The sequence below is a fragment of the Candidatus Phyllobacterium onerii genome, assembly GCF_028331445.1.
GTDB classification, from domain to species: Bacteria; Pseudomonadota; Alphaproteobacteria; order Rhizobiales; family Rhizobiaceae; genus Phyllobacterium; species Phyllobacterium onerii.
In genome coordinates, this window is the sequence record NZ_JAQMHX010000003.1 from 322,882 (window position 1) to 346,495 (window position 23,614).

Annotated in this window: 21 protein-coding genes and 1 riboswitch; of the genes, 10 read left to right on the forward strand and 11 right to left on the reverse strand. The window is 56.7% G+C overall.

Going from position 1 to position 23,614, the window contains the following annotated elements:
• Window positions 1–81 precede the first annotated feature (81 nt).
• Window positions 82–399: a DUF2293 domain-containing protein gene (locus tag PHA01_RS09590; protein WP_271894773.1), complete on the forward strand. Its 318-nt coding sequence runs from the start codon at window positions 82–84 to the stop codon at window positions 397–399.
• Here PHA01_RS09590 and bluB read toward each other — a convergent pair.
• The 3 genes from bluB to ettA all read right to left on the reverse strand — a co-directional run bounded on the left by bluB (window position 332) and on the right by ettA (window position 3,711).
• A complete protein-coding gene (gene bluB / locus PHA01_RS09595; protein WP_271894774.1) occupies window positions 332–1,084 on the reverse strand; it encodes a 5,6-dimethylbenzimidazole synthase in 753 nt (250 codons plus the stop codon). The two genes, PHA01_RS09590 and bluB, sit on opposite strands and share 68 nt — an antisense overlap.
• Before the next feature lie 47 nt (window positions 1,085–1,131).
• Window positions 1,132–1,308: riboswitch (cobalamin riboswitch) on the reverse strand.
• Between the two features lie 26 nt (window positions 1,309–1,334).
• The gene (locus PHA01_RS09600) at window positions 1,335–1,943 is read right to left on the reverse strand and encodes an MOSC domain-containing protein (protein ID WP_271894775.1); all 609 of its coding nucleotides are present in this window, start codon (window positions 1,941–1,943) and stop codon (window positions 1,335–1,337) included.
• 118 nt (window positions 1,944–2,061) lie between these two features.
• Window positions 2,062–3,711 (reverse strand): energy-dependent translational throttle protein EttA, encoded by a 1,650-nt coding sequence (gene ettA, locus PHA01_RS09605; protein ID WP_271894776.1) that lies wholly within the window; start codon window positions 3,709–3,711, stop codon window positions 2,062–2,064.
• A gap of 1,359 nt (window positions 3,712–5,070) precedes the next feature.
• Between ettA and PHA01_RS09610 the strand changes: the two genes are divergently transcribed.
• The 8 genes from PHA01_RS09610 to PHA01_RS09645 all read left to right on the forward strand — a co-directional run bounded on the left by PHA01_RS09610 (window position 5,071) and on the right by PHA01_RS09645 (window position 13,505).
• Window positions 5,071–6,027 (forward strand): alpha/beta fold hydrolase, encoded by a 957-nt coding sequence (locus tag PHA01_RS09610; protein ID WP_271894777.1) that lies wholly within the window; start codon window positions 5,071–5,073, stop codon window positions 6,025–6,027.
• A 3-nt stretch (window positions 6,028–6,030) separates the two neighbouring features.
• Window positions 6,031–7,218 (forward strand): CaiB/BaiF CoA transferase family protein, encoded by a 1,188-nt coding sequence (locus PHA01_RS09615; protein WP_271894778.1) that lies wholly within the window; start codon window positions 6,031–6,033, stop codon window positions 7,216–7,218.
• Entirely contained in the window at window positions 7,202–8,851 is a 1,650-nt protein-coding gene (locus PHA01_RS09620) for a thiamine pyrophosphate-binding protein (protein ID WP_271894779.1), read from the forward strand. Before PHA01_RS09615 ends, PHA01_RS09620 begins: the two co-directional genes overlap by 17 nt.
• Before the next feature lie 104 nt (window positions 8,852–8,955).
• Window positions 8,956–9,687 carry a glycosyltransferase family 2 protein gene (locus PHA01_RS09625; RefSeq protein ID WP_271894780.1) on the forward strand — a complete coding sequence of 244 codons (732 nt, stop codon included), beginning with the start codon at window positions 8,956–8,958 and terminating at the stop codon, window positions 9,685–9,687.
• Entirely contained in the window at window positions 9,680–10,000 is a 321-nt protein-coding gene (locus PHA01_RS09630) for a lipid-A-disaccharide synthase N-terminal domain-containing protein (protein WP_112531790.1), read from the forward strand. Before PHA01_RS09625 ends, PHA01_RS09630 begins: the two co-directional genes overlap by 8 nt.
• Before the next feature lie 13 nt (window positions 10,001–10,013).
• Window positions 10,014–11,699 carry an ArnT family glycosyltransferase gene (locus PHA01_RS09635; RefSeq protein ID WP_271894782.1) on the forward strand — a complete coding sequence of 562 codons (1,686 nt, stop codon included), beginning with the start codon at window positions 10,014–10,016 and terminating at the stop codon, window positions 11,697–11,699.
• A gap of 81 nt (window positions 11,700–11,780) precedes the next feature.
• The gene (locus tag PHA01_RS09640) at window positions 11,781–12,839 is read left to right on the forward strand and encodes a hypothetical protein (RefSeq protein WP_271894783.1); all 1,059 of its coding nucleotides are present in this window, start codon (window positions 11,781–11,783) and stop codon (window positions 12,837–12,839) included.
• A 3-nt stretch (window positions 12,840–12,842) separates the two neighbouring features.
• Window positions 12,843–13,505 carry a hypothetical protein gene (locus PHA01_RS09645; protein ID WP_271894784.1) on the forward strand — a complete coding sequence of 221 codons (663 nt, stop codon included), beginning with the start codon at window positions 12,843–12,845 and terminating at the stop codon, window positions 13,503–13,505.
• An 89-nt stretch (window positions 13,506–13,594) separates the two neighbouring features.
• On the opposite strand, the gene PHA01_RS09650 is transcribed toward PHA01_RS09645, so the two are convergent.
• From PHA01_RS09650 to PHA01_RS09685, 8 genes are all read right to left on the reverse strand, one after another.
• The gene (locus PHA01_RS09650) at window positions 13,595–14,920 is read right to left on the reverse strand and encodes a UDP-glucose dehydrogenase family protein (protein ID WP_271894785.1); all 1,326 of its coding nucleotides are present in this window, start codon (window positions 14,918–14,920) and stop codon (window positions 13,595–13,597) included.
• Window positions 14,921–15,018: 98 nt separating this feature from the next.
• Window positions 15,019–16,065, reverse strand: a complete 1,047-nt coding sequence (mgrA, locus tag PHA01_RS09655) for an L-glyceraldehyde 3-phosphate reductase (RefSeq protein WP_271894786.1) — start codon at window positions 16,063–16,065, stop codon at window positions 15,019–15,021.
• 167 nt (window positions 16,066–16,232) lie between these two features.
• Window positions 16,233–17,234: an ABC transporter ATP-binding protein gene (locus PHA01_RS09660; protein WP_271894787.1), complete on the reverse strand. Its 1,002-nt coding sequence runs from the start codon at window positions 17,232–17,234 to the stop codon at window positions 16,233–16,235.
• A gap of 28 nt (window positions 17,235–17,262) precedes the next feature.
• Window positions 17,263–18,321 (reverse strand): Gfo/Idh/MocA family protein, encoded by a 1,059-nt coding sequence (locus PHA01_RS09665; protein ID WP_271895074.1) that lies wholly within the window; start codon window positions 18,319–18,321, stop codon window positions 17,263–17,265.
• Window positions 18,321–19,160 carry a carbohydrate ABC transporter permease gene (locus tag PHA01_RS09670; RefSeq protein ID WP_112531782.1) on the reverse strand — a complete coding sequence of 280 codons (840 nt, stop codon included), beginning with the start codon at window positions 19,158–19,160 and terminating at the stop codon, window positions 18,321–18,323. The genes PHA01_RS09665 and PHA01_RS09670 overlap by 1 nt, the downstream gene beginning before the upstream one ends.
• Window positions 19,161–19,172: 12 nt before the next feature.
• Window positions 19,173–20,123 carry a carbohydrate ABC transporter permease gene (locus PHA01_RS09675; protein WP_271894788.1) on the reverse strand — a complete coding sequence of 317 codons (951 nt, stop codon included), beginning with the start codon at window positions 20,121–20,123 and terminating at the stop codon, window positions 19,173–19,175.
• A 149-nt stretch (window positions 20,124–20,272) separates the two neighbouring features.
• Window positions 20,273–21,532 carry an ABC transporter substrate-binding protein gene (locus PHA01_RS09680; protein ID WP_271894789.1) on the reverse strand — a complete coding sequence of 420 codons (1,260 nt, stop codon included), beginning with the start codon at window positions 21,530–21,532 and terminating at the stop codon, window positions 20,273–20,275.
• A gap of 54 nt (window positions 21,533–21,586) precedes the next feature.
• On the reverse strand, window positions 21,587–22,498 hold the full coding sequence (locus PHA01_RS09685) for an N-acetylmuramic acid 6-phosphate etherase (protein WP_271894790.1): 912 nt from the start codon (window positions 22,496–22,498) through the stop codon (window positions 21,587–21,589).
• A gap of 200 nt (window positions 22,499–22,698) precedes the next feature.
• On the opposite strand from PHA01_RS09685, the gene PHA01_RS09690 reads away from it, so the two are divergent.
• Window positions 22,699–23,607 carry a glucosamine kinase nucleotide-binding domain-containing protein gene (locus tag PHA01_RS09690; protein ID WP_271894791.1) on the forward strand — a complete coding sequence of 303 codons (909 nt, stop codon included), beginning with the start codon at window positions 22,699–22,701 and terminating at the stop codon, window positions 23,605–23,607.
• Window positions 23,608–23,614 lie beyond the last annotated feature (7 nt).

Consider the following 23,614-nt stretch of genomic DNA (forward strand, 5'->3'; position numbering starts at 1 on the left):
AATTTTGGCAAGTTGTTTTTGCCGTTGACGACAAATTTTGCCGCGTTTGAAATACGACAAAGAATCACGCAAGGAACCTGCATGAGCACAGGAACAAACCGCCAGCGCGCGATCAACAAGGCGCTGACGCTGCTTCTCCCGGCGGTGCCCTATTCGGATTCGGAACCGATAAGGGCTGCTGCTGGCGCGCCGCACATGCGGTCATTGCCCCCTCCCATTGCGGTGTGGCTTGCTGCCGTGGCGCATGTCCGCCACCAGCACACGGATTATGACGCCCTGCGCGATGAAGGGTATGACAAGGTGAGTGCGCGGTTCTTCGTGCTTGATGCCATCAATCGGAAGTTGACGCAGTGGCGGGCGACGCGTCTGCTGGATCCTGATGAGGAAGATCCGAGCTGATACTGGTCGCGTGCCGCCAAGTGTCTTCGAAGATCAGCTCCGTCAGTGGCAGCCTCTTACGCCAGCCGCGCTTTTGCAGTTCCGGCGTGTCGTAGAGTTCATCGACATAACCGATACAGAGGTACGCTATGATCTCGACATGCTCCGGAATGCTGAGGATACGGCGCATATCCTGATCATGGTAAATGCTGACCCACCCGACACCGATGCCCTCAGCCCGAGCTGCGAGCCAAAGATTTTGCACAGCGCAGACGGTACTGTAGAGGTCCATCTGGCGATTATGCGTGCGTCCAAGCACCACCCTGCCCCCACGAGTGCGGTCGCAGGTGATGCAAAGGTTGATCGGCGCCTTGAGAATGCCTTCGAGCTTCAGCGAAGCATAAAGCGCTTGCCGTTCGTCGCTGAACAGCAACTTCGCTTCCTCGTTGGCGCGGGTGAAGGCGCGATATATCTCCGCCTTTCGCGCTTCATCCCGAATGACAATAAAGTTCCACGGCTGCATGAATCCGACCGACGGCGCATGATGCGCGGCGTCCAGCAGCCGCATCAGGATACTGTCGGGTACCGGTTTCGGCAGGAACTGGTCGCGAACGTCGCGCCTTGTATAGATGGCTTTGTAGACCGCAGCGCGCTCATCATCGGAAAAGCAATCGGCGGTGACCGGACGATACGAAACATTCTGCATTGTTTGCTCCCAACAACGCTTGGAAACTCTCCCCGCCGTCCGCGCGATTTAAGCTATGAGGTCCGGCCGGTCTTCTGACTGAGGTTCATCTGAACCGCGCGCCTTCCGGTATATCCGTGGCATATGCGCGGCCCATCCCCTTTACAGCGTTGGGCACGTGCCGGATTCTCACCGGCTTCCCGATTCTCCTGCAAAAAGCAGGCACCGGACCTTCAGTCCATTCGCCATAGAAAAGCTCTTGGCGCAAGCCTTAGATCGGATAAATCCATTGCTCAGGCACCCGTACATCGACTTTTTCACCGGCGCGAATGGTGCCCGGTTTCTCGATCCAGGCGACGATACCACGCAGGCGCTTCGAGACCCTGACGAAGTCAAGCGCTGTCGTCGTGTGATCTTCTGTGTCTGCATGTTCGCCGATGGAGCGTCCCGCCACTTTGCAAGGGGCATTTTGCCCGTCGACCTTCAGGGTGACGCCTCCTTCGAAGAACATCAGCGTCCGTGGCGGCAGCATCGAAAGCGCCGGAATACCGTCAATGACCATGTTGCCGCCGATCCATTCAGCCTTCAAATCAGACAATCCCATGCCAGCAGCGACATCCGCTAGTTCGTCCGATGCGAGAATGGAAAGCTGGCGCTCGTTGCGCATTTCCGTGCCGCGCGGATACCAGGGCTCACGCCCGCCGGACTTGCGCGTCGGACCCGCATGAAAATCGCCGACGATCCCGTCGAATGTGAGCTCAAGAGAAGCTGCTGGCGTCGTGACAAAGTCGCCTGCGAGAGCTTCGAACAGTCCACTTACCCGCCCGCTGAGCTTGCGTGAAGGGAGTATTTCGGTTCTGGTTTCAAACAGGTCGGTCATTGCGCCACTCCGTGAGACTCCCCGCATACTAGAAATTCAAGCCACGAAAACCAGCAAATAAGCCTGATGGGTTCGTCAAAAATGGTGATGGGAGAACGTCTCCGCCTCCCACTACCGTTTATCGAGTTAGCGGCTTGTAGCTAGGACGCTTCGGGTTGACACTGTCCGGACCAAGGCGGCGGATCTTGTCGTTCTCGTAGTCCTCGAAATTGCCTTCGAACCATTCCACATGACTGTCGCCTTCGAATGCGAGAATATGCGTCGCCAGCCGGTCGAGGAACATGCGATCATGGCTGATGATCACGGCGCAGCCTGCATATTTTTCCAGCGCGTCCTCAAGCGCCGCCAACGTTTCGGTGTCGAGATCGTTGGTGGGCTCATCGAGCAGAAGAACATTGCCACCAGCCTGCAGCATCTTGGCGAGATGCACGCGATTGCGCTGACCGCCGGAGAGATTGCCGACTTTCTGCTGCTGATCGCCGCCCTTGAAGTTGAATGCCGAGACATAGGCGCGGGAGTTCATCTCGTACTTGCCGAGCTTGATGATTTCATTACCGCCCGAGATTTCTTCCCAGACGTTCTTGTCGGCCTTGAGATGATCGCGGCTCTGATCGACATAGCCGAGATGCACGGTTTCACCGACACGGATGGAACCGGAATCGGGCTTTTCCTGCCCGGTGATCATCTTGAACAGGGTGGTTTTACCTGCACCGTTGGGTCCGATAATGCCGACAATGCCGCCGGGTGGCAGCTTGAATGTAAGGTTTTCGATGAGCAGTCGATCGCCGAAGGATTTGGTGAGACCTTCCGCTTCGATCACCACCTGGCCAAGGCGCTCGCCTGCCGGGATAAGAATCTGTGCATCGCCCGGCCGCTGATCGTTGGCTGCATCCACCAAGGCGTCATAGGCCTTGATACGCGCTTTCGACTTCGCCTGACGCGCCTTGGGGCTCGCCGAAATCCATTCGCGCTCGCGTTCCAGAGCTTTCTGGCGCGAATCGTCTTCGCGGCCTTCCTGCTGCATGCGCTTGGCCTTGGCACCGAGATAGGCCGAGTAGTTGCCTTCATAAGGAATACCGCGACCGCGATCGAGTTCGAGAATCCAGCCTGTAACATTGTCGAGGAAGTAGCGATCGTGGGTGATCAGCAGTACCGAACCCTTGTATTCGCGCAGATGCTTTTCCAGCCACGCCGTGGTTTCCGCGTCCAGATGGTTGGTCGGCTCGTCAAGGAGCAACAGGTCCGGTTGCGATAGCAGAAGACGGCATAGAGCCACGCGGCGGCGTTCACCGCCGGAAAGGTTGGTTACCTCGCTGTCTCCAGGCGGGCAGCGCAATGCTTCCATGGCCATCTCGACCTGCGATTCCAGGTCCCAGAGATTCTTGGAATCGATGATATCCTGCAACTTCGCGCCCTCGTCGGCGGTCTCGTCGGAATAATTCATCATGACTTCATTGTAGCGGTCGAGAATGGCCTTCTTGTCGGCAACTCCGTCCATGACGTTGCCCATCACATCCTTTGTGGGATCAAGAATGGGCTCCTGGGCGAGATAACCAACTGTCGCGCCTTCGGCCAGCCAGGCCTCGCCTGTATATTCTCTGTCCATACCAGCCATGATCTTGAGGATCGTCGACTTACCTGCACCGTTCGGTCCGAGGATACCGATCTTGGCATCGGGGTAGAAAGAAAGATGAATGTTTTCAAGAACCTTCTTGGTTCCATATGCCTTGTTCAGGCCGGCCATATGATAGATGAATTGGCGTGCCATAACGCGCGTCACTCCGGTGTTCGGGATTTGAGAGCGGTTTGCAGTCATATTGGATCAGTTCTGTTTCCCGGATGGCGAGACAATCCACTAGGAAGGTGGCGAGGCCGATGTTTACCCATCGGACGATGCCGCCTGACAAAGTGGGTGTCCGCAAGCCGGAAACCCGAAGGGCCGGGTGAATTTGCTTCAAATCCTTCGGGCTTCGGCTTCGCCCGCACCACCAGTGCGGCCTCGCCAAACCCCTCGACCTTGAACCAAATTCCCTCCGGCAGAACGATCAAATATGACTGCAAACCGCTCTGGGGACATGAATTTGCGCCGTATGTAGGCGAAAGGGGCTCCGGTGGCAATGGATGGGTGGTTTATTTCGGGCATCTGCTGAGGTTAAGCCCCTTCTTTGCCACGCCCGCTTTCGCGTCTGGCCATTGTTTGCATGCTGGGAAGACGGGCGGTCGTCGAAGCGCGTCTTTGTAGATAAATAATGCGATCCGAAGACCGCCCGTCCGGCGACTTTTGATCCCGTCCGTTCCGCTTGGGAGGCTTGACGTTGGGTGAATTGCTTCGCCCGCTGCCGAAAGCCCCTTTCGAAGTGCTCGTCCAGCACACGCCAGTCGTAGTACCGGCAGGGGAACCCTTGGACGGAACTTCCCCGGACAGCGGGTCCGTTACCCGCCATCGGAGGCGCCGATCCTCTCCCCACTTCGAACGGCTCCGGAAGCAGTTCCCGTGAAGAGGACGGGGAGAAGGATAAGTCAGGTTTGGAGGGCGTGGATAAGTAGCCACGATTATTTTTGTCAGGAGGTTTGATGGGGTGTCTTCGCGGCTGCTAATTTTGCCGGATGGCAATGCTGCTGTGCGTGGTTCGACAAGCTCACCATGAGGGGGGTGGGTGGGCTGCACGACAACCGGCGGCGTCGCGACAGGCATCAACGTTGCTGTTTCTGGCTCCCCGCAATCAACGCACGTCCCTCATGGTGAGCTTGTCGAACCACGCACAGCAGCATTGCCATCCGGACATCCAAACGAGCGAAACCGGGCGCGGATATTTCCGTCACCCGGTTTCCCCTCTGGTGCCGCATTCGGGGAGCGTCCTCTTCTCCCCTGAACGGCCATGTAACTGGCAGAAACCGAGTGCGTTTCATTGTTGCAGTTGCAACGATCGCACATTCAATCTCTTTCGGAGTGAAGTTCTGAGGCAAGTTTTTATCGATTGCAAGAGGCTTTGCAAAATAAAATTGCATATGCTTTTGCGTGATTATTTATTGTGCAATAACGAAAAAAATTAAGCGGATTTTATCGGAATTTATTGCGCATTGACTATTCATGCGCCACCACTTCAACTGCGACGGGAGGCAGTGAATGGCATTCGAGGACGTAGAAACGATTGCAAGCGCGACAGGGGCAAAACTTGCGATGCGGTTTTCCGCGGCCGAGGGTCAGGCGCACGCCATCGTCCAGATCAGTCACGGCGTCAGCGAACACTCCATGCGCTATGCGCGGTTTGCCCGATTCTTGAACGGGCAAGGTTTTCACGTCTATGCTCACGATCATCGCGGACACGGATTTACCAAAGCAACTGGAGCTCCGGCTGGACGATTCGCGCAAAGCGACGGAGTCATGCGCGTTCTGGACGACGTCGATGCCATCAACAGCCTTGCCAGCAAACGCCATCCTGATCTCCCAATAATTTTGTTCGGGCATTCGCTCGGCGGATTGATAGCAATGAACTACGTGCTGAAGCATCCGCGCAAAGTGGACGCTGCGGCGATCTGGAACGCCAATTTCTCTGCTGGACTTCTCGGCCGGGTCGCGCAAGGAGTCCTGCGTGCCGAGCGCATGTTTTTGGGATCGGACGTTCCAAGCATGGTGCTACCGAAATTCACCTTCCAGCAGTGGGGCCGCAGTGTTGCAAAGGCTCGTACGGCGTCCGACTGGTTATCGCGCGACCCTGGCGAAGTAGATGCCTATCTTGCCGACCCATTATCGGGCTGGAACCCGACAGTGAGTATGTGGCGCGATATTTTCGACCTCATCTTCACCGGCGCAAATGATTCGTCGCTGGCCAACGTCCCTCGCGACTTACCCTTCAATCTCGTCGGCGGTGCCGAAGATCCGGCCACCGAGAAGGGCAAAGCTGTCAGGCATCTTGATCGCAGAATGAAACAGCTTGGATTTTCCAATGTCACAACGAATATCTACGAGGGTACACGGCATGAAGGCCTCAACGAGATCAACAGGGAGGTAATCATGTGGGATTTCGCTGACTGGGCGACACGAACAGTTTCGAAACGGCCGACACATCTGGAGAGTGCTTGAAACATGACTGATGCTCCTCTCAAGGGTGTGCGTGTCATCGAACTCGCTCGCGTTCTGGCCGGTCCATGGGCCGGACAGGTTCTCGCCGACCTTGGCGCTGATGTCATCAAGGTGGAAAATCCTGCCGGAGGCGACGAAACGCGTGGGTGGGGACCGCCTTTCATCGCCAGCAGCGAGGGCGAAAACCTCTCTGCCGCCTATTTTCACTCGTGTAACCGCGGCAAGCGTTCGATTACCTTGGATTTCACGACCGAAGAGGGACAGCAGACCGTCAAGGCACTGTGCCGTACCGCAGATGTCGTGCTCGAAAATTTCAAGGTGGGCGGTCTGAAGAAGTATGGCCTCGACTACGAAACTTTGAGCGCCGACAATCCGCGCCTGGTCTATTGTTCGATTACCGGCTTTGGTCAGGACGGTCCGTACGCAGCACAGGCAGGCTATGACTTCATCATCCAGGGCATGTCCGGGCTGATGTCCGTTACCGGCGAACCCGACCGCGAGCCGCAAAAGGTTGGCCTCGCCGTCGCTGATGTCTTCACCGGGCTCTATTCCGTCATCGCCATTCAGGCCGCGCTGGCACATGCAGCGAAGACAGGCGAAGGCCAGATGATCGATATGGCCCTGTTCGACGTGCAATCGGCTGTCATGGCCAACCAGGCGATGAACTATCTTGCGACGGGCAAGAGTCCGCACCGCATGGGCAACGCGCACCCGAATATTTCCCCTTACGAAGTCGTGCCGACATCTGATGGTCATATGATTCTTGCAGTCGGCAATGACGGGCAGTTCGCCCGATTCTGCAGCCTCGTCGGGCTGACAAATCTCGCCAGCGATCCTCGCTTCCTGACCAATCGTACCCGGCTGGAAAATCGTGCAGCACTGACGGACCTGATCCGGGTCGAAACGCAGAAACGTACTCGCGCTGAGTTGCTCGATGCCTGTTCCCGAAATGCTGTTCCGGCAGGACCGATAAACCGGATCGGCGAGATGTTTGACGATCCGCAGATCGTGTCACGGCAATTGCGGCTTGATCTCGACGATGGTCACGGCAGCACCATACCTTCGGTGCGCACGCCGATCGTCATGTCGAAAACCCCGCTTTCCTATCAACGGCCTTCGCCACGTCTTGGCGAGCACAGCGCTGAAATACTCGAAGAACTGAAGGATATATCCAATGAAAACGGGCGGTGAATTGATCGTCGAGGCTTTGGCGGCTAATGGCGTCGAGCGGTTGTTTTGCGTGCCGGGTGAGAGCTATCTTGCCGTGCTCGACGCGCTTTACGACGCAAAGATAGGCGTCACCGTTTGCCGGGCCGAGGGCGGCGCGACGATGATGGCTGATGCCTGGGGAAAGCTCACAGGCAAGCCAGGCATCTGCTTTGTCACACGTGGTCCAGGGGCAACCAATGCCTCCCCCGGAATCCACATCGCCAAGCAGGATTCGACGCCACTGATCCTTTTTATTGGCCAGGTGCAACGCGACGCACGTGAGCGCGAGGCCTTTCAGGAAGTCGAGTACCGCCGCTTCTTTGCCGATACAGCGAAATGGGTGGCGGAAATCGACGATGCGCGGCGCATTCCGGAATTCGTCACGCGAGCATTTTCGGTCGCAACCTCGGGTCGCCCCGGACCTGTCGTGCTGGCCTTGCCGGAAGACATGCTGACCGACAAGGTCGAAGCAGTGGCGGCGCAGGGCTGGCAGCCGGTCGAGACGGGTCCTTCTCCAGCCAGTATCGAAAAGCTCGCCGATCTTCTTCAGGGCGCAAAACGGCCTTTCATGATCCTGGGCGGGTCGCGCTGGGACGAAAATGCCGTTCAGTCGATCACGCGCTTTGCAGAGAAATGGCACCTGCCCGTCGGCTGCTCGTTCCGGCGCCAGATGTTGTTCGATCACCTTCATCCCAACTATGCGGGCGATGTCGGTATCGGCATCAATCCCGTATTGGCTGCCCGTGTGAAAGACGCTGATGTCTTGCTGCTCGTCGGCGGGCGTTTCGGCGAGATGCCCTCGTCCGGCTACACGTTGATGGACAGTCCCTACCCCAAGCAGACTCTGATCCATGTGCATCCAGACGCGGATGAACTTGGACGAGTATATCGCCCAAGCCTCGCGATCAACTCAGCTCCCGACGCTTTTGCTGAAGCCGTGGAGCACCTGGCCCCGCCATCACACACCAACTGGCCGGGCGAAGCCGAGATTGCGCATAAGTCCTATCTTGCCTGGTCAACACCACCGAAGACCGGACCGGGCAAGGTCGCGATGGGACCAATCATGTCCTATTTTGAGAGCGTGCTGCCTGAGGATGCAATCATGACCAATGGCGCAGGCAACTACGCCACATGGCTGCATCGCTTCCATCGATTCCGTCGCTTTGGCACACAGGCGGCGCCGACGTCGGGCTCCATGGGTTACGGGCTGCCAGCTGCGGTTGCAGCCAAGCAGCTTTATCCAGAGCGTATGGTCGTCTGTTTTGCGGGCGACGGATGCTTTCTGATGAACGGCCAGGAGTTTGCGACAGCGGTAAAATATGACCTGCCGATCATCGTCCTCGTCATCAACAACAACATCTATGGGACGATCCGCATGCACCAGGAACGCGAATACCCTGGGCGGGTATCCGCAACAGACCTCACCAACCCGGATTTTGCCATGCTGGCGCGCGCCTATGGCGGGCATGGCGAGACGGTGGAGTCGACCGAAGAATTCGAAGGAGCGTGGCAGCGGGCAATCGCAAGCGGCAAGCCGGCAATCATCGAGATCCGTCTCGATCCAGAAGCGATTACGCCGGCGAAGACTCTCTCTGATATTCGCAACAAGCGTTGACCGACAAGGTGACCATTACGGCTTCGTAATGCAAATGAGGATGGCACGGCGGCGCTTTCGATGTTATGGAGCCCGCCTGAAGTCCCACTACGAAAGCTTGCAACTTGAGCAATCCGGCAATTACGATCGTCATTCCGTGCCGCAACGAGGCCGCCAATCTAACCTTTCTCCTCGATGAAGTGGATGCAGCCATGGAAGGCCGCAGCTACGAAGTGATCGTGGTCGACGATGGCTCTACCGACTTGACGGGTGAAGCATTGGGCGAGCGGATCAAGGCCGGGAAGCCTCTGCGTCATATTCGTCACGACAAGTCTGCGGGGCAAAGTGCGGCCGTTCGCTCCGGCGTATTCGCGGCAAGGGGTAAGGTCGTGGTCACCATGGATGGCGACGGACAGAACAACCCCGCCTACCTGCCACGGCTTGCCGATGCACTGCTGCAGGCCGGTCCGGCAATCGGGATCGCAGCAGGGCAACGGCTGAAGCGTACCGACACGAAACTGAAGCAGTTCGCATCGAAATATGCCAACAAGCTGCGCAGCGCGATCCTGAAGGACAATACACGCGACAGCGGCTGCGGCCTTAAGGCTCTGCACACCCAGCTTTTCCGGGAATTGCCTTTCTTCGATGGCTGGCACCGTTACCTGCCTGCATTGGTGATCCGTGAAGGCTATGGCGTCGTGCATGTCGATGTCCTCGATCGCGAGCGCCGTCACGGCAAATCGAACTACGGCATTCTCGACCGCGGCCTGCGCGGTATTCTCGACCTTTATGGCGTCTGGTGGCTGCGCAAGCGCCGCAAGACCGTTCCAACGATTACGGAGATCAGTCATGGCTGATGCTATTACCAATTGGCTGCACTCGGTTTTCGTGGCCCAATTCGACGCCTGGATCCTGCTGGGCTTTTTTGCGCAGGGCTGTTTCACCATGCGTTTCGTCGTGCAGTGGATTGCCTCCGAACGGGCCAAGCGCAGCGTCGTCCCGGTCACCTTCTGGTTCTTCTCACTCTTTGGCGGTGTGCTGCTTTTCGTCTACGCGGTCGTGCGCAAGGATCCGGTGTTCATTGCCGGTCAGGGCCTGGGGCTTATCGTCTATATTCGCAATCTCTGGCTGATCGCCAATGAGAAGAAGGCGATGACGCTGGACACGTGAGCAAGCGATGTTGATGACCTCTTCGGACCTCACTCCCGGCGGCGGCACAAAACTTCGCGCCAGCCATTATTTGCTGCTGGTTTTCATCTGCCTCATCTCCTTTGTCCCGGGTATCGCATCGATACCGCCGCTGGACCGCGATGAAGCGCGATACGTGCAGGCAACGCACCAGATGGCTGAGAGCGGCGACTATGTCGATATCCGCTTTCAGGACGCATCACGCTACAAGAAGCCGGTTGGCATTTACTGGCTGCAGAGCGCTGCGCTCAAGCTCACAGGTTACAATAACGATGCGCCGATATGGGTTTACCGGCTCGTCTCGGTGGCCGGCGCTACGATTGCTGTGCTCGGCACGGCTGCTCTGGGAGCATTCCTTTTTGGCCAAAGCGCCGGCCTTATGGCCGGTATCGCCCTTGCTGCGATCGTCATGCTTGGTTTCGAGGCGCGGGTGGCAAAGACCGACGCAACGGTGCTGGCGACGGTCGTCATCGCACAGGGTGCGCTCGCATCGATCTGGATGGCGAGCCGCAAGCAGGCTGCAGCAAAATGGGCACCAGCAGTGATTTTCTGGGTGGCAACGGCAGCCGGTGTTCTGATCAAAGGCCCGATCACTCCCTTTGTCAGTCTTTTGACCATGGGCTCTCTCAGCCTTTTCTACCGCGAGTGGCGATGGCTGAAACGCCTGAAGCCGTTAAGCGGCATCCTCATCCTGCTGGCAATCGTGCTGCCATGGCTCATCCTGATCACGCTGAAAAGCGGCGGTGCCTTCTTCAACGAATCCGTCAACAAGGATTTCCTGTCGAAGGTTGGCGATGCGCAGGAAAGTCACGGCGCGCCGCCGGGCTATTTCGCCCTGATCTTCGTCGTGTTCATCTGGCCATTTGGCGTGCTCGCTATTCGCGGCGGTCTGCAGGCGTTGAGCCGATTGCGCGAGGATCCGCGCCTTGCCTTCCTGATTGCCTGGTACATTCCATTCTGGCTGGTAACCGAGCTGATCCCGACGAAGTTGCCCCACTATATCCTTCCTGCTTACCCGGCCCTGCTGTTGATGATGGCTTGGGCCATCGACACCGGCGTCGCCGCCCAGCCCTATCGCGGCCGCTGGCAAATCTGGGTCGAGCGGCTGACGCTTCTTGGCCTTGCCGCTGCGACACTCGGCTTCATGGGCGCGGGGCTTGTCCTGCCCTACGTCATGACCGGATCATTCTCCCTTCCGGGGATCATTGCTTTCTTTACTGCAGCTGCCGCGGGTGTCTTTGCCAGCGGCCTAGTGTTGAATCACAATCTCAAGCGCGCGTTGCAAGCCTCTGCAACCTTTGCGATTATTACGCTCACGCTGCTTACATGGGGCGTCGTTCCGGCACTGACACCGATCTGGCTCAGCCCGGCCATTGCCAATGCCTTCAATGCCGCCAAGCCGTGCGACAACAGCGTACTGGCTTCCGCCAGTTATGCTGAGCCAAGCCTGGTCTTTCTTGCCGGTACGAAGACGGTCCTCACCGACGGTGCAGGGGCGGCCAAGCACCTCAGCAACGATCCGGCCTGTGCGATTTCAGCAGTCGATGAACGGGAACACGACGCCTTCATCAAGGCTCTGCCGCAGGGCGAGACGTCGGTTGCCGCAGTCGGTACTGTGAGCGGCATTAACTACAGCAAGGGCCGGAGGACGACCATAACGCTGTACAAGGCGGTGAAATAATCGACGACTCGCGACTAATGTCGAATTGACGGCGTCGCAAAGTTTATAGGAATATAGTCCTTTTTTAAAAGGACCCTATTCATGCATCAATCACCCACAGACAGCCCGGCCTACCACAAGCTGCTATGGCAGATAAGAGCCAACGATTCTCGCCTAAGAACTCCAAAACGCGGGTGTTCAGCGGCGCAAGCCAAGCAGGACCATCTACTCCTGCAACAGAAGCAGGATTTTCTCTACAAGCAGCTCGAGTTTTTGGACGAACTTGACCTCTTCCTCAAATTCGATCCAGATCAACCTCGCGTGCCTCCTGGAAATTCTGATGGCGGGCAATGGACGAACGGCCAAGGCGGGATTGATCCAATCACCGCGGGCGCCACATTGGCGCATAGTAGTTCCAGCCCGCAAAGCGGCTCATGGATTAAACGGACCGAGCAACTCGGACTGCAGATCGACCGTGAAACTCCACTGCGGGCCATTGTCAGAAACAATCCCGTTATCCGTTCTGCCACTGCTCTCCTCTCGTTCCTGAAAGCACCGGAACTCGAATACCCGCTAGCGGACGCGGTTGCGCAATACAACGCAATTGCAGCTGCTGATGATCCTTATGTCGTGCCAATCCTTTCTCTGCGCGCAAGGCAATTTAGCAAAGGCGATTCCGACACAAAAATCTGGGCGAGCGTTCGCAAGGCGGATATGGATACCGTCAGCAAGTTTTGCCCCAGATACTGGACGATACAAACTATAGCGGACAGCGTTGCATCTACGATGGGACCCATTGGGTCCTATGGAACACCGCAAAACTATGGAACTCAGTTTCACCTGCGTGCGGCAAATATGGTGAACGGCTTAGGCGACAGCACTCTGAAAGCAGAATTATTTCTTATGGCTCCACTGGCCGGCACTCCATCCGATTACTACCGGCAAGAAGTCGGGATCAGGGAAAAAGGATCACTCGGGCTCGATGTTCATGAGACAGTCAGGAACGATCTGACCTGCATCTACGATTTCAAGACGGGGATAAAAGAGCTTGATCTCGCACGGATGGGGGTTTTTGCCCATTCAACCGCGAAGACGTTTCCCAAAACGGAGGAGTTCTTTGTCATACAGATCAAGCCAAGTGCCGGTTCCATCAGGAGATAGTCAATGACCACTATTAAAGACGTACGTGATGCAATGCGCCCGCTCATTGAGCGGCGGAACGACCTGATCTCGACAGGACGATTTGTCTTCATTAAACCCGTTCAGCATTTGCTGCGCGGTTTCTATATTGGAAGCTCGATGGATCCGACTGTCTTCGTTCCGAAAATTTCAGTGCAATTGCTTGCCCCTAAAACGGAAATCAGAGCTCTTGGCTGGGGCATGCGGTTTAGGCAAGCCAACTATGGCGAGTACATCAGGAAGTCCGGGTGGACTATGAACAAGCCAGACATAATCGCGCAAATGCTGGACATAATCGAGGGCGCTCTGCCGGAGCTCTATGCCATCGCAAGTCTGGATGATTATTTTGCCTTTCTCTCTGCCATGACGGTGCCAGAGGTCAGCTCGACCACGATTGAACTTTTCGAGGTATTGATACCAGCCATGAAAGGGGAATTTGATATTGCACTGAGCTTTTTGCAGAAAAATAGGTCGGTAGCTGAGCATGTGGATCGGCTTTCGCCGGAGTTCTATCCAGCGCTCTTGGCTGGAGATCGAGCTGAAATTGCCCGAATTCTCCACGAATGGGAGGCAATCTCCGTCAAAACCCATAAGATCGAAAAAATCTGGGAGCGAACGCCATTTCCATTGGAATTGCAGGACGGCTAGCTAGTCAGCGACAAAGGGCAACTGGCCTGAAGCCAATCCGTAGTCGATTCTCGCTCGTCGTCATGCAAACCATGACCTCTGAATTTCCGTCAGGTATTGGCGCTCTTCCCCACCAGCGGTCGTCCGACAGAGTGGTATTCCAGGCCAGAGCCTTCGAGGTCTTGCACGTTGAAGACATTGCGCAGATCGAACAGAAGTTTGCCGCTCATAAGCGTAGAAACCCGCTTGAGGTCGAGCGCACGGTAGGCATTCCATTCAGTCAGTAATAGTGTGATCCCTGCCCCGTCGACAGCTTCGTAGGCAGACTTGCACCAGGTGACATCGTGCAGGACTGACTCTGCTGCCTCGCGTGCTTCAGGATCGTGCGCTCGCACGCTCAAACCAGCCTTCTGCAGGGCCGGAATAATGTCGAGTGCCGGCGACTCGCGAATGTCGTCCGTGTTGGGCTTGAAGGCAATGCCAAGCACGGCAACGGATTTCGCTCCCGTGCGCCGCGCTGCTTCGATCACCCGCTCGGCCATGGAACGCTTCCGCTGTTCATTGACACTGACGACCTGCTCGATAAGAGTTTGAGGCGCATCCATCTTGCGTCCGGTCGCCGCATAGGCGCGTGTATCCTTCGGGAAACACGACCCGCCAAATCCCGGCCCCGCATGCAGGAACTTCGAACCTATGCGGTTGTCCATGCCGATGGCCCGCGCCACGTCCTGTACATTCCCTCCGGCCTTTTCGCACAGGTCAGCCACCTCGTTGATGAAGGTGACCTTCATGGCCAGGAAGGCGTTGGCCGCATATTTGATAATCTCGGCATTTTCCAGTGTCGTGACGATCATCGGCGTTTCACGCAGATAGAGCGGACGATAGACGCGCTTCATAGCCGCTGCGCCGGCATCATCATGAACGCCGACGACGACGCGGTCTGGCCGCAGGAAATCTTCGACGGCCGAGCCTTCGCGCAGGAACTCCGGATTGGAGACCATGGAGAACGGCACGTCGGGCCGTGCCTTGGCGATGCGCGCCCGCACATCGGCGTTGGTGCCCACGACCACAGTCGATTTGATGACGATGACAGCGTTCGGCTTCATTGCCGCGGCGATTTCATCGGCAGCCGCGTGGATATATTGCAGGTCGGCTTCACCATCGCCGCGCCGCGAGGGCGTCCCGACCGCAACGAAGATAACGTCGGCATCGGCAACGGTCTCGGCGAGTTCAGTCGTGAATGTCAGGCGGCCGTCGCGCGCATTGCGTACCAGCAGTTCATCGAGGCCGGGTTCGTAGATCGTAACCTCGCCAGCCTGCAACCGGTCGATAATCGCCGGGTTTTTATCAACACAGGTCACCTGAAAGCCGAATTCGGCAAAGCAGACACCCGACACCAGACCGACATACCCGGTCCCGATCATCGCAATCTTCATTGAACGGTCCAATCCTTATCTGTTCTTGGCGAGACGTTTCGCATTAGGATCACGACCCTTGCCCCGCCCTGCCAATTTCAAGGTTGCTTTGAGGTGCTTTACTTGCGTGACGGTCCCTTGCGTTCAGCTGAGGCAGCCCAAAGATTGACGTTCGCATCGGTTGCATAGCTATCGATCTCGGCAAGCTCGGCATCTGTAAATGCAAGATTTTCGAGCGACTTGACGCAATCGATCACCTGCTGTGGCTTGCTGGCGCCGATCAGCGCGGTGGTGATGCGACCCTTCCTGAGCACCCACGCGATTGCCATTTGCGCGAGTGTCTGGCCGCGTTTTGATGCGATCTCATTGAGTGCACGAATGTTGTCGATGTTGCGCTCGTTGAGGAAATCCGGATTGAGCGACTTGCCCTGTGCCGCACGGCTCTCTTCGGGTACACCTTTGAGATATTTGTCGGTCAGCATTCCTTGCGCCAAGGGCGAGAATACGATGGAACCGATGCCGAGATCTTCCAGCGCGTCGATCAATCCGTCTTCCTCGATCCAGCGATTGATCATTGAATAACTTGGCTGATGGATGAGACATGGCGTGCCAAGCTCTTCGAGAATAGCTGCCGCCTCGCGCGTGCGGTGGGAGTTGTAGGACGAAATGCCGATATATTGAGCCCGGCCGGACCGCACAATCTGATCCAGCGCCATCATTGTCTCTTCGAGCGGCGTATCGGGATCAAAACGGTGCGAATAGAAAATATCGACATAGTCGAGACCCAGCCGCTTCAAGCTCTGATCGCAGCTGGCGATAACGTATTTGCGGCTGCCCCATTCGCCATAAGGCCCGGGCCACATGTTGTAGCCCGCCTTGGACGAAATGATCAACTCATCGCGATAACCCTTGAAGTCATTGCGTAAAATGTCGCCGAATGCTTCTTCGGCAGAACCCGGAGGCGGACCATAATTGTTGGCAAGATCGAAATGCGTGATGCCGAGGTCAAAGGCCTGACGGCAGATCGCCTGTTTGACGTTGTGCGGGGTATCGTTGCCGAAATTGTGCCAGAGCCCAAGGGAAATGGCCGGCAACTTGAGTCCACTCCTGCCGCAACGGTTGTATTTCATGGTGTCGTAGCGCTTGGAGTCCGGTGTCCAGCTCATGGTATTCGTCCTGCTCTTGTCCATACATTATTGACGCGGGAGGCGACTCCACGCGCGGCAGACTATGACCCATACGCATGGTGATGTCATGACATGAATTGGCTCGTGGTGTCGCAGATCGCCCGACGAAGAGCGTTGCTATTTGCCATAGTAAGGGATGGCGCGCCTTACCCCTTGATGACTTGGCCTTCATTGTCAAACCGGTAGGTCCGACCGGCATCCGGAGTGGCATAGAGCACGCCATCCACATCGTAATTGTGCTCGCCGAAGAGACGAACCGTCAGCGGGCCGAAATCCGTCTGGAGGTAGATAATCGTATCGGCACCGAGATGTTCGACATGGATCACAGAGCCTTTCCATTCGCCGGATGTCTTGCTGACCTGAATGTGCTCTGGACGGATGCCGATGGTTTTCGCACCGCTCAGGCCGAGCTTTGTGGCGTCGACCAGGTTCATCTGCGGCGACCCAATAAAACCGGCAACAAAGACTGTCTGAGGGGAATTATAGAGCTCCATCGGTGAGCCGACTTGCTCGATCCTGCCCTGGTTCAGCACTACGATCTTGTCGGCAAGTGTCATGGCCTCGACCTGATCATGTGTCACGTAGATCATGGTCGCCTTGAGTTGCCGGTGCAGACGCGCGATCTCGATACGCGTATTGACGCGTAGCGCAGCATCGAGGTTCGACAGCGGCTCGTCGAAAAGGAACAGTTGTGGCTCGCGCACAATGGCACGGCCAATCGCGACGCGCTGGCGTTGGCCACCGGACAGTTCTGCCGGGCGGCGTTCGAGATAAGCATCGAGCGACAGCATGTTTGAGGCGATCCCGATGCGCTCCTTGATTTCGTCGGCTGGCTTACCTGCCTGCTTCAAGCCGAGGCCCATATTGTCGCGAACGGAGAGGTGCGGATAGAGCGCATAAGTTTGGAACACCATGGCAATGCCGCGTTTCGCGGGCGGCGTATTGTTGACCTTCTTGCCATCGATCAGGATGTCGCCCGATGTCGCATCCTCGAGTCCCGCGATCACCCGCAGCAATGTGGATTTGCCGCAACCGGACGGCCCGACAAAAATCACGAACTCGCCATCCTTGACCTCAAGGTCGATGCCTTTAAGCACATCGACCTGACCGAAGGACTTACGGATATTTTCAATCTTCAAAGAACCCAATGTCTTGTTCCCGTTTCTTGATTCAAATTCATAGATTAACTGGTTGACCCGTCCGCACGCTTTCATCTGCTGCCAGGCACACGCTGAGCGAACGCACGGCATCCTGCATGTGGCGGTCGAGGTCGAGATCTTCGCGGATAGCCTTGAGGACAAACGCCTGCTCCAGATCGCAGAGTTCCTGATGTCCAGGTTCGCCAGCCATGCTCAAGAGCTCGTCGGGCTTGGCGAAGCGGCCATCCGGTCCAATCTTTGCCGAGTGCAGACGAATAGTCGAAGTTTTGGTATGTGAATCGATGTCATCCGACTTTGCGTTCTGGTCCATGACGATGGAAACGCAACCATTCGGCGAAATCACATCTTTGACGAAAAAGGCCGTCTCGGACATCATCGGGCCCCATCCGGCCTCATACCAGCCGACGGTCTTGTCATCGAACAACACTTGCAGGTGTCCGTAGTTGTACATGTCCGGATCGATCTCATCGGTGAGACGCACGCCCATGCCGCGAACCTGAACCGGCTTGGCGTCGGTGATCTGCAGCATCACATCGAGATAATGCACACCGCAATCGACGATGGGCGACGTGGTTTTCATCAGCGATTTGTGCGTTTCCCAGGTTGCCCCACTCGACTGCTGATTGAGGTTCATGCGGAAAACGTAAGGACCGCCTAGCTTGCGGGCCTCTTCGATCAGCCGCATCCAGGACGGATGGTGGCGCAGGATGTAGCCTATCACGAGCTTGCGCCCATGTTTCCTGGCGGCAGTGACGACCCGCTCCGCATCGACCACCGTCGTAGCCAGCGGCTTTTCGACGAAGACATCCGCGCCCGCTTCCATGGCCGCAACTGCATAGTCTGCATGGCTGTCGGAATATGTGTTGATGGAAACGAGGTCAGGCTTCAACTCGGCGAGTGCCTTGTCGAAGGAGGGATGGATCGCGTAAGCGCCAAGCTCTTCCGGCAGGGGCACGACGGAGCGATTGACCAGCCCGACGATCTCGAAACCCGGATTGTGGTGATAGGCGAGCGCATGGCTGCGGCCCATATTGCCGAGCCCCGCCACGAGAACCCGCACCGGCTTTTGAGCCATCATTTGACCGCTCCCGAAGTGATGCCGCGGATCAACTGCCGCGAGAAGATGAGATAGAGAACGAGGACCGGGACAATCGCCAGCGTCAGCGCCGCCAGCACCGCATTCCAGTTGGTCACGAACTGACCAATAAACACCTGGCTACCGAGCGTCACGGTCTTGGTGGCGTCACTCGGCGCAAGAATGAGCGGGAACCACAGATCGTTCCAGATCGGTATCATTGTGAAGACGGCGACGGTCGCCATCGCCGGCCGCACGAGCGGCAGCACTAGGCGGAAGAAGATCGAATATTCCGACAGGCCGTCAATGCGCCCGGCATTCTTCAAATCGTCCGATACGGTCTGCATGAATTCGGTGAGAATGAAGACCGCGAGCGGCAGACCCTGCGCGGTGTAAACAAGGATTAGTGCGGTGAGCGTGTTGACCAATCCCGCAGCAACCATGCCCTGCAAGATGGCCACTGTTCCCAGGCGGATCGGAATCATGATGCCGAGCGCGAGGTAAAGTCCCATCAGCGTGTTGCCGCGGAAGCGATATTCCGACAGCGCAAAGGCGGCCATTGCTCCGAACAGCAGAACGAAGAAGATCGAGACACCCGTGACGATGAAGCTGTTCTGGAAATAAAGGACGAAATCCCCCTGTCCGAGAACGGTCTGATAGCCGATGAGGCTAAATGTCGATGGTGTTGGCAGACCCAGTGGATCACGGAAGATCGAGCTCCGGTCCTTGAAGGAATTGATGACGGTCAGGAACACCGGAAACAATGCGATCAGCGTATAGATGATGAGCGCCAGATGGACGAGACCGGTGCGGACGGGCGATGCTGTTGGCTTTGCCATGGATCGCTGCTCCTAGAACTGGTAGCGGCGCATACGCCGCTGGATGGCGAAAAGGTAGAGGCAGACGCCTGACAGGATGATGAGGAACATCACCGTCGCGATCGTCGCGCCCATGGATTTGTCGCCAATCTGCAACTGGAAACCGAAGAAGGTTCGGTAGAGTAAGGTACCGAGAATATCCGTCGCGCCGTCCGGTCCGGCGAGCGCGCCCTGCACGGTATAAACCAGATCGAACGCATTGAAATTGCCGACGAAAGTCAGAATGGAGATAATGCCGATGGAGGGCAGGATCAGCGGCAGCTTGATCTTCCAGAACTGGCTCCATCCAGTCACGCCATCGCATTCGGCCGCTTCAAGAACTTCTTCGGGAATGTTGAGCATCGCCGCATAGATCAGCATCATCGGGATGCCGACATATTGCCAGACCGAGATCAGCGAAACGGCGATCAGCGCACTGCCCGGCTTGCCGAGCCATGGCGAAAACAGAGATTTCAACCCGACCAGATCGAGCAGGAAAGGCGAAACGCCCCATATTGGTGACAGGATGAGCTTCCAGATAAAGCCGACGATCACGAAGGACAGAAGCGTCGGCAGGAACATCGCCGTGCGATAGAAGGCACCAAAGCGCAGCTTCGGCACGGACAGCAGCGCGGCAAGCGCCACACCGATGGGGTTCTGCACCAGCATGTGGATCAGGAAGAAAACGAAGTTGTTGCGCAGCGCATTCCAGAAACTGGCAGCCCAACGCGGATCGCCGAAGAGCACCTGGAAATTGCCGAAGCCGACAAAGATGCTCTGGTTGTCTTTGACGTTGAACAGGGAAAGCCGCAGCGTTTCGATGAGCGGCAGGATCATCACAGCAGTATAGACGAGCAAGGCGGGCGCCAAAAACACAAGGATGTGCCAGCGCCGGCGGTGTCTGTCCTCAGCTCGATCGATCGATACTTCTGCGACTGTGCTCATTGAAAACTGAGACCCCTGCTTATGATTTTTGGTCGCATGGAAAGCGGCCTGCGACTGCCGTTTTTAGCAATGATAGCGCAACAGCGTGCCTTGCGCCCGGATAAAGAAATAGCCGGGACGATCACAAGAACGTCCCGGCCATCAATCACTTACTTGGCAGGCTTGTACCAGCTGTCGAGACCATCCTGCAGCTTCTTGGCTGCAGCTTCCGGCGTGTCGGTGCCGTTGATGACGTTAGCCGATTCAACCCAGGTTTCGTTCTCGAGGTTTGGCGTGCCGCGCGACAGGATCTGATAGGTCGAGCGGATCGTCGGCTTGCACTTCTCGCGCCATGAAACGAATTCCTGCGCCAGTGGATCCTGCATCTTCACCGGCGTTGAGTTCAGGCTGAAGAAGCCTGGCAGCGCGTTGGCGTAGATCTCTGCAAATTCCGGCGAAGCAACCCAGTCCAGGAACTTCTTGGCTTCTTCTGCGTGGCCGCTTTTGGCGTTGAGACCGACGCCGATGTCGTTGTGGTCGGAAATGTAGCAGGCGTCACCGGCATTCTTCACAGGCGGCGGGAATGCTCCCATCTTGAACTGGGCTTGTGTATTGAACAGACCGATTTCCCATGAACCGGCTGGATAAATCGCAGCACGTCCGAGAGTAAACAGATTTTGGCTGTCCGGATAGGTCTGGGCTTCGAAACCATCGCCGAGATAATCCTTCCACTTGAGAAGAACCTTATAGGGCTCGACCCAATCAGCGTCGGTCAGCTTCTCTTCGCCCTTGATCAGCTTGGCGCGGCCTTCTTCGCCTTTCCAGTAGGTCGGTCCGATATTCTGGTAACCCATAGTCGCGGCTTCCCAGAGATCCTTTGTACCCATGGCCATCGGAATATAGGTGCCGTCAGCCTTGATCTTGTCAAGCGCGGCGAAAAACTCGGCTTCCGTGGTAGGAATAGCAATACCAAGCTTGTCGAATGCATCCTTGTTGTAGATGAAGCCGTGGATAACCGAAGCCATCGGTACGCAGAACGTGTCCTTGCCATCGTCGGTCGTCCAGGCAGACTTTGCTACGTCCGAGAAGTTCTTCATTCCCGGAAGATCGTTCAGGCTCGCCAGATTGCCGCGCTTGAACTGCTCCAGAGATTTGTCGAAAGGACGGCACGTAATGATGTCGCCAGCACTGCCCGCATCGAAGCGTGCACCAAGCGCAGCATCATATTCCGTCGGAGGCGTCGGAGCGAACTTAACCTTGATGCCGGGGTTTTTGGCCTCGAAAGCTGGAATGAGCTTTTCCTGCCACACGGCCAGATCGTCGGTACGCCAGCTTTCCAGCGTCAGCGTGGTATCGGCGGCATGGGCAAAACCGGCCGTAGCCAGAATGCTTGTCGCCATAAGCAATGTTTTTAAAGTCGTGCTTCCCATTTTAGTCTCCTGTTGCACCCTTTTGAGCAGTGCCGTTAATGAGAGCCCGGGTTCCTAGCGGGAACCATGACTCTCTTTGAGTTCCGAAAGCGCCGGGCGAAGCCTCTGTTGATTGCTTTCGAGAAGTTTTGATGCATTTTCAGCGCTCGTTGCTCCAGCAGCGAGCAGGATCGCCGACTTGACCGAGCCACCACTGGCTTCGAGCAACTTTGCTGCGTCGCTCATATCGCAAGCGCTGATCGCCGATACGATGCGCGCTGCTCGCTCGCGCAGTTTGATATTGTCCGCGACGAGATTGACCATGTAGCCGTCATGCACGTGTCCAAGCCGGATGGCCATCAAAGTGGACAAGAGATTGAGTGCGATTTTCTGCGCGGTGCCCGCCCCCATTCGCGTTGAACCCGCCACCATTTCCGCCGGTGTTTCCAGCGCAATCGCTACGTCCGCCTTTTCAAACATCGGAACGTCGGGATTGTTGGCAATCGAAATGATCCTGAGACCGCGCTCCTTCGCTTCGTCAATTGCGGCGAGCGCATAGGGGGTTGTGCCGCTGGCGGAAATTGCGATCAAGCAATCGCCAGCTATCAACCCTGCCGCCGTAATGTCGCTCGCGGCTTGGCTTACGTCATCTTCGTAAGTGCCAGCTAACCGGTTGAGACTTGCGACACCGCCAGCAAACAGGATGACGACCCGGTCGGGAGCAATGCCGTAAGTACCGGGCAGTTCCAGCGCATCCGCCATGGCCATCAGGCCTGAACTGCCCGCGGCGGCGTAAGCAAGACGCCCACCCGATGCGAGCGTGTCGGCAGCGAGCAGGGAGGCCTTTGCAATGGAATCCGTGGCGCGCGAAACCGAAGCGGCAGCCTCAAGCTGTGCTTCGTGCAGCAACCGCAAAACATCTTCTGGCGACTTCTCGTCCAGTCCCAATGCGTTCTCGTTGCGCTGCTCGGTGCGGGTTAGTGCCACTGCTCACTCCTCGTTCCGATAATTAATGCCAAAAAAATACCACTTGTCCAGCAATTCCTTAAAAAATTTACGCGATGATTTAGGACAATAGATTTTTGTTTAATGATTTCAATTAGATTGAGAAAAACCCGTCGAGGCACAAATTAACGCTTGGCTATTGGTATTTTATTGGTATTCTGAATGCTGGAGGACGATTGAACGTGACTTATCTCCTTGGAATTGATGGTGGCGGCACAGGTTGCAGGGCGGCATTGGCTGATCTGAGCGGCAATGTTCTCGGCACTGGCAAGAGTGGTTCGGCCAATATCATGACCGACATGAATACAGCACGTCTGAACATTCTCGATGCAACTGAAGCAGCATTCAAAATGGCTGGAAACGACGCTGGCCAGAGCAAAACGGTCTTCGCGGTCCTCGGCCTCGCCGGCGCCAATGTGGGCGGTAACGGTGCAAAGCTGGAAGCTATGCTGCCGTTTCAAAAATCGCTTGTTTATTCGGATGGCGTGATCGCGCTCCAGGGGGCACTTGGCGATCATGATGGCACTGTGGTGATCCTCGGCACCGGTTCCGCCTATGTTACCCGGCTCGGCAATGACATTCGATTTGCTGGCGGCTGGGGCTTCAAGGTTAGCGATCTCGGCGGGGGTGCAAGGCTTGGCCGGGACCTGCTCGAAGAAACATTGCTCGCCTATGACAAGTTTCATATGAGCTCGCCGATGACGGCGGCAGTTATGGAACGGTTCGGAGGCAACCCGCATCGGATCGTCCAATTCGCGCATTCCGCGACGCCGAGTGATTTCGGCACGTTTGCGCCAACTGTCTTCGAGTATGCTTCGAAAGATGACGCAGTCGCCGTTGCTCTTTTGGACAAGACCATTGGCCAAATCGAGGAAGGGCTCGACGCCATCATGTCTCCAGCCCCAATGCGTCTTTCTCTATTGGGTGGTCTTGGTGCTTTTTATGGTCCGCGCCTTTCACCTCGCTATCGGGCAATGCTGCAAGCACCCCTGAATGACGCTCTGACAGGCGCCGTCCAGCTGGCAGCACGCAATTTCGCTTCGTCATCGGCGGAGGCGAGAGCCCTTTCTGGCCATATTGACCTATTCTGACGGAGGC

Bases quoted from the DNA above. Each gene is read 5' to 3' on its own strand.
- PHA01_RS09590 (WP_271894773.1), top strand. From the start codon at position 82: ATGAGCACAGGAACAAACCGCCAGCGCGCGATCAACAAGGCGCTGACG.
- bluB (WP_271894774.1), bottom strand. From the start codon at position 1,084: ATGCAGAATGTTTCGTATCGTCCGGTCACCGCCGATTGCTTTTCCGAT.
- PHA01_RS09600 (WP_271894775.1), bottom strand. From the start codon at position 1,943: ATGACCGACCTGTTTGAAACCAGAACCGAAATACTCCCTTCACGCAAG.
- ettA (WP_271894776.1), bottom strand. From the start codon at position 3,711: ATGGCACGCCAATTCATCTATCATATGGCCGGCCTGAACAAGGCATAT.
- PHA01_RS09610 (WP_271894777.1), top strand. From the start codon at position 5,071: ATGGCATTCGAGGACGTAGAAACGATTGCAAGCGCGACAGGGGCAAAA.
- PHA01_RS09615 (WP_271894778.1), top strand. From the start codon at position 6,031: ATGACTGATGCTCCTCTCAAGGGTGTGCGTGTCATCGAACTCGCTCGC.
- PHA01_RS09620 (WP_271894779.1), top strand. From the start codon at position 7,202: ATGAAAACGGGCGGTGAATTGATCGTCGAGGCTTTGGCGGCTAATGGC.
- PHA01_RS09630 (WP_112531790.1), top strand. From the start codon at position 9,680: ATGGCTGATGCTATTACCAATTGGCTGCACTCGGTTTTCGTGGCCCAA.
- PHA01_RS09635 (WP_271894782.1), top strand. From the start codon at position 10,014: ATGACCTCTTCGGACCTCACTCCCGGCGGCGGCACAAAACTTCGCGCC.
- PHA01_RS09640 (WP_271894783.1), top strand. From the start codon at position 11,781: ATGCATCAATCACCCACAGACAGCCCGGCCTACCACAAGCTGCTATGG.
- PHA01_RS09645 (WP_271894784.1), top strand. From the start codon at position 12,843: ATGACCACTATTAAAGACGTACGTGATGCAATGCGCCCGCTCATTGAG.
- PHA01_RS09650 (WP_271894785.1), bottom strand. From the start codon at position 14,920: ATGAAGATTGCGATGATCGGGACCGGGTATGTCGGTCTGGTGTCGGGT.
- mgrA (WP_271894786.1), bottom strand. From the start codon at position 16,065: ATGAGCTGGACACCGGACTCCAAGCGCTACGACACCATGAAATACAAC.
- PHA01_RS09665 (WP_271895074.1), bottom strand. From the start codon at position 18,321: ATGGCTCAAAAGCCGGTGCGGGTTCTCGTGGCGGGGCTCGGCAATATG.
- PHA01_RS09670 (WP_112531782.1), bottom strand. From the start codon at position 19,160: ATGGCAAAGCCAACAGCATCGCCCGTCCGCACCGGTCTCGTCCATCTG.
- PHA01_RS09675 (WP_271894788.1), bottom strand. From the start codon at position 20,123: ATGAGCACAGTCGCAGAAGTATCGATCGATCGAGCTGAGGACAGACAC.
- PHA01_RS09680 (WP_271894789.1), bottom strand. From the start codon at position 21,532: ATGGGAAGCACGACTTTAAAAACATTGCTTATGGCGACAAGCATTCTG.